This window comes from Mycobacterium sp. (genome assembly GCF_025965855.1).
In the GTDB taxonomy this organism is placed as follows: Bacteria; Actinomycetota; Actinomycetes; order Mycobacteriales; family Mycobacteriaceae; genus Mycobacterium.
In genome coordinates this window covers 1-5,280 of record NZ_JAOPWB010000122.1, presented here as the reverse complement: position 1 = coordinate 5,280, position 5,280 = coordinate 1, and the positions used below count along the sequence as shown (strand labels likewise).

Annotated in this window: 6 protein-coding genes; 5 read left to right on the top strand and 1 reads right to left on the bottom strand. The window is 64.9% G+C overall.

The features are described 5' to 3' along the window. From JWP83_RS09465 to JWP83_RS31210, 5 genes are all read left to right on the top strand, one after another. The coding region (locus JWP83_RS09465; protein WP_297729188.1) for an adenylate/guanylate cyclase domain-containing protein at nucleotides 1-2,231 on the top strand (2,231 nt) is incomplete at its 5' end. 566 nt (nucleotides 2,232-2,797) lie between these two features. After that, a complete protein-coding gene (locus tag JWP83_RS09460; protein ID WP_297729185.1) occupies nucleotides 2,798-2,941 on the top strand; it encodes a hypothetical protein in 144 nt (47 codons plus the stop codon). A gap of 76 nt (nucleotides 2,942-3,017) precedes the next feature. Continuing rightward, on the top strand, nucleotides 3,018-3,485 hold the full coding sequence (locus JWP83_RS09455; RefSeq protein ID WP_297729182.1) for an Hsp20/alpha crystallin family protein: 468 nt from the start codon (nucleotides 3,018-3,020) through the stop codon (nucleotides 3,483-3,485). Between the two features lie 220 nt (nucleotides 3,486-3,705). Next, nucleotides 3,706-4,173: a glucose-6-phosphate dehydrogenase gene (locus JWP83_RS09450; protein ID WP_297729179.1), complete on the top strand. Its 468-nt coding sequence runs from the start codon at nucleotides 3,706-3,708 to the stop codon at nucleotides 4,171-4,173. A gap of 554 nt (nucleotides 4,174-4,727) precedes the next feature. Then, a complete protein-coding gene (locus tag JWP83_RS31210; RefSeq protein ID WP_367185609.1) occupies nucleotides 4,728-5,000 on the top strand; it encodes a DUF2510 domain-containing protein in 273 nt (90 codons plus the stop codon). On the opposite strand, the gene JWP83_RS09445 is transcribed toward JWP83_RS31210, so the two are convergent. Next, a partial coding sequence (locus tag JWP83_RS09445) for a nitroreductase family deazaflavin-dependent oxidoreductase (protein WP_297729175.1) occupies nucleotides 4,912-5,280 on the bottom strand: 369 nt, incomplete at its 5' end. The genes JWP83_RS31210 and JWP83_RS09445 overlap by 89 nt on opposite strands.

Genomic DNA, 5,280 nt, shown 5'->3' with positions numbered 1-5,280 from the left:
TGCGGGATGTACCGATGCCGGTCGGGGTGTTCCAAGTGAGAGCGCAGGGTCAGGCGACGGAATTTCCGCCGCTGCGGGCGCTCGACACAAGTCCGGGGAACCTGCGGCCTCAGACCACGAGCTTCATCGGGCGCGAGTCCGAGGTCGCCGAGGTGCAAGCCGCATTGAAGGCTCATCGGCTGGTCACGTTGACCGGGGTGGGCGGGGTCGGCAAGACGCGCCTGGCGGTGGAGGTCGCGGCGCGGCTGGCCGATGAGTTTCCCGACGGGGTCTGGTTTTTCGATTTAGCCGCGGTCGCCGATCCGGCGGTGGTGCCCGACGCGGTGGCCGCGGTGCTGGGCATCACCCAACAGCCCGGGAAGAGCGTGGCTAACAGTGTCGCGGCCGCGTTGGAGGGCAGAGTCCGGCTGCTGGTGTTCGACAACTGCGAGCACATCCTCGACGCCGCAGCCGGTCTGGTTGAGGCGATCCTCGCCGCCTCGGCGACCGTAACGATTCTCGCGACCAGCCGCGAAGGACTAAGGCTCGCCGACGAGCAGCTGTGGCCGGTGCCCTCGCTGGCTGTCGGCGCGGGAATCGACTCTGCCGCGGTCTCCCTATTCATTGAACGTGCACAAGCCGTTTCGCCGCGCTTCTCAGTGGCCAACGCCGATGAGGCGGCCGCGGTGGTGGAGGTCTGTGGTCGCCTCGACGGGATCCCGTTGGCCATCGAGTTGGCGGCCTCGCGGATGGCGTCGATGACGGCGATCGAGGTGCGTGATCGTCTGGATCAGCGGTTCCGGCTGCTGGTCGGCTCACGGCGCGGCCTGGAACGCCACCACACGCTGCGCCACGCGGTGGCCTGGTCCTACGACCTTCTCGATGACACCGAAAAGACAGTACTGGACCGCTGTTCGGTCTTCGCGGGCGGATTTGACCTCCAAAGCGCCTGCGCGGTAGCCGGAGCAGATGACCTCGACGAGTACGCCATCCTCGAGGTTCTCGACGCTCTTGTGCGCAAGTCGCTGCTGGTTGCTGAACGGTCCGCGGGGCGGACCCGGTTTTCGATGCTGGAGACGATCCGCCAATTCGCCGAGGAGCAACTCGCCGCCCATGGCGAGGCCACTGAGGTGCGTACCGCGCATGCCGGGTATTTCGCCGGGCGCGAAGCCGACATCATGGCACTGTGGGACAGCCCCCGCCAAAGGGGTGCCTACGCCTGGTTCATCGTCGAGCTGGCCAACCTGCGCACCGCGTTTCGGTGGGCCGCTGACCGGGGCGACCTCGACGATGCCGCCGCCATCGCCACCTACGCGCCGCTCGGCTATCTGGTCGGCAATTATGAGCCTATAGCCTGGGGCGAGGAGCTCATCGAGCCCGCCCGCGCCGTCGACCACCCCCGGCTCGCGGCCCTGTATGTGACGGCGTCGCTGTGCTGGATGCCCGGACGGATCGAGGAGGCTGTCGGCTATGCCGACGCCGGCCAGACGGTGATCGGCAGTGGCGGCGAGGTGCCGTCCGGCGCCGAGGGGGTGCTCGGCGGTGTGTACCTGGTCATCGGCCAGCCCGAACGATGCGTCGAGTGGTGTCGCGCCCAGCTCGCGCGCGGCCGAGACACCCATACACTCACCCGGGCATACCTGGTCGCCACACTGGCGGTCGCCGGGGCCGGTGAGGAGGCGAGGGCCGCCGCGAACGGGCTGATCGAAGCCGCCGAAGCCACCCACAACCCCTATGCTCTCGCGAACGCGCTTCGCGCCTACGGCTCCGCCTTCCGCGATGCTGATCCCGTCCGCGCCCTGGAAGCCCTGCGCCGGGGCCTAGTGATCGCCCAGGACAGCGGCAACCGCTTGGTCGAATCACAGCTGGCGACCGGTTTGTCTCGGCTTGAGGCCGAACACGGCGACCCGCTGGCGGCGCTCGATCACATCACTCTGGCAGTCCGCAACTTCTACGACTCTGGCAACGTCGTCTACATCCGTGTCGCCCTGGCACCTCTCGCGGTATTCCTTGACCGCCTCGGACGCCACGAACCTGCGGCCACCATCGCCGGTTTCGCATTCAGTCCCCTCACCGCGTCGACAGTCCTCCAAATCACCACCGCAATCACCCACCTCCGCGAAGTGCTCGGCGACCAGACCTACGAATCGCTCGCCCGCGAGGGCGAGAACATGACCACCGCCGCCATGGCGACCTACGCCTACAACCAAATCGACCAGGCCCGAGCAGAACTGAACGCGGTCTCGAAATAGACCACATATGAGGGTCTCAAAAGATAGTCGCAGCTCGGTGTTTCCAACCAGCGCCGCGAAAGCAGAGCGTGTGCGGCATTCGGTGGCGCGCTACCTAGACATTCACGCGGGAGTCAGCAGGAATCCCAGTCTGAGCAAAAACTGACTACGAGATTAGGTACGGACGCTGGGAGGAATTTGGCCTTGCGTCGGCGAGCAGGCGCAAACGGCGCCGGGAGTTCGGCTGACACGAGTCGGACGTCTCTCCTAACGAAAAGGATCTCCGTCCGAAGCACCAACCACCTTGTTAACAAGCGTGCATTATGGCGCTGTGAAATGTGGCCTCTGCGTCAGGAGAAAGTTTCCCGCCTGACGCAAGCCCACCGCGCTGTGCCCAGTTGATGGGCTTTGCTTCGCGTGGGTGCCTAGTGGTCGTGCTGGGCGCCACAGCCGAGAGGAGGAATCTTTTCTTCCGGTCCGACCTTGGTCTGCCGTGGATCCGTTCCCTCAGTGTACGCCTGTCCAGGTGAGCAACAGGAGTTGGGTCGAGCGTTCGACGGGCATCTCGCCGACCATCACCAATCCCTGTGCGCGCCACCGACATCGACGAGCAGGTCGAGGCGCGTCTGGCCCCTTTCATGTGGAAGGCGATCCTGGACACCAGGGTGCTCACCGCCGAAGACCTGGGCGCAGCGCCGACACCCCTGGTGCACGCGCAGGTGGAGTGCTAAACCGGAAGGAGCGCAGCCAGCCGACACCCGTCGCGATGGCGCGGTGCGGCAACCCGACATGTAGGAGGTGGTTGCTGTGCTTCATCCCGATCCATTCCGTGACATCGACAGACTCGCCGCGCAGCTGCTCGGTACATCGCCCGGATCCGCCCGAGTCCCACTGGCCATGCCGATGGACCTCTACCGCTCCGGTGATCACTACGTGCTTCACGCCGACCTCCCGGGCGTGGACCCAGATTCGGTGGACGTCAGCGTTGACGGCGGCATCCTCACCGTGACGGCACAACGCAGCGAACGCACCGAACACGACGTGCAGTGGCTGAGCTCCGAGCGCTTCACCGGCGGTTACCTGCGTCGCCTGTCCCTCGGTCAGGACATCGACGCCGACCACATCGCCGCCACCTATCAGAACGGGGTGCTGACGGTAACCCTCCCCGTGGCGGCAAGGGCCCAGCCCCGCCGCATCGAGATCAGCCACGGGGGACGTGGGGAAACAAAGATCGTCGAGCCCAGCGACTCATCCGACCAACACACCACGACCTAACCTCTCTTCACCGGCCGGGGTCCAGGCGGGCGGGTCACGCCGGGCCCAACACTCCCTGATTTGTCATGTCTCGAAAATAGACTGACTCGTTGTCTTCAGGTTGATTAGGACGTCGATGATGGTCGCGACACTGCTACCCCGCCGTCCTGGCTACGCTCGTGCGCAGCTGCCGGTACGGGCGCACAATTGAGGGGGTCCGTCTGAAACCTGGGGAGCTGCGATGAGCGAGCAACCGTACGACTTTTTCGGCGAGATCTTCCAGCGGTACTTCAGACCCGCCATCGACGCATATCCGCGAATGGGTGGATTACTCGTCGATAGATTACTCACGCTGAGTGACGAGGTCCCCGATAGATTGGCGCAGACCCGGTGCGCCGCAATGGCATGGGCCAAAGGCGAGACCCCGAACGCCAGGATCACCTCGGAACTCTTCGTGATCACCCAACACGGACTGATGTACGCCGCCGGGTCGAACGAGTCGCGCCGGGCGCTGTACTACCTGGCCACTCCGCCCGCATTGTTCGATCCGTTCATCGATCAGGTCGACACCGCCGAACTGCGTGAGGGCACGGTAGTCGCAGTGGACAGCCGGTTCGGCCGCGACCTCGCATCCGCGCATCCGATGGACGCCGCGCTGCGCCGGATACTCGATGAGCACCTGGCGCTGCGGGTAGATCTGCCTACGTAGCTATTTTCTTCGCCGTGGTCTGGTCATCGCTCAAGACAGCGGCGACCACTTCACCGAGTCACACCTGGCCCTCATTCTGGCCCGCCAGGAGGCGACACGGCCACACGGCGTCCGCGTTCGATCAACCTCACTCTGGCCATCCGCAATCTCCACGACTGAGGCAACACCAACTTGATGCGCAACCCCCGGCTATCCTCGCCGTCTTTTTTGACCGGCTCGGACGCCACGAACCGGCGGCAACCATCGCCGGGTTCGCCGTCAGCCCCATGACCACGGCAGCCTTCCCCCAGTCCAACACCGCCTCGCCCACCACAGCGATGTTCTCGGCGACCAGAGATATGAATCGCTCGCCCGCAAGGGCGAAACGATGACCACCGCCGCCATCGCGACCTACGCATACGACCAGACCCGCGGCAGAACTGAACGCGGTCTCGAATCAGACCACATACGAGAGTCTCGAAAGTCGATCTCAGGATTACCGCAGGCAGTCTGTCTTGTGGCCGCTCTGCGCGCGGATAGGGTTGGTTCGTCCGTTAGCCGCAAGGGGGTCTTGAATGACTACCGCAGGGCCAGAGCCGGGCTGGTACTTCGATCCAGACGGCGGCGACCATGAACGGTTTTGGAATGGCGAAGCGGCGACCGAACACCGCCGGTCAAGACCGTCGACGTTTCACGCGCCTCGGCAGCAGGTATCCGAGGCCCGGCCCCATCGCTGGAACTGCTCGCGAATTAGCTGTTCTAGCCTTTCGGGGCCAGGACGACGACGGGGATGGGTCGCGACGTCCGCTTCTGGTATTCGATGTAGCGGTTTTGGTTGTTCTTGTTGACGATCTGCCATAGCCGCGGGTAGTCGGGATCGTCGGGCAGCACCGGTCGCGCGGTGACAGCGAAACGCCTTGGGCCGACGTTGATCTCGACCTCGGGCTTGGCCTTGAGGTTGTGGTACCAGCCAGGGGCCTCGGGCGCGCCGCCCTTGGAGGCGACGACCAGATAGCTGTCACCGTCGCGGGCGTAGGTCAGCGACGTCGTGCGTTGTTTACCAGTCTTAGCGCCGACGGTATGCAGTAGCAGGCTCGGTATCCACAGCGTGCGGTGACCGATCCAGCC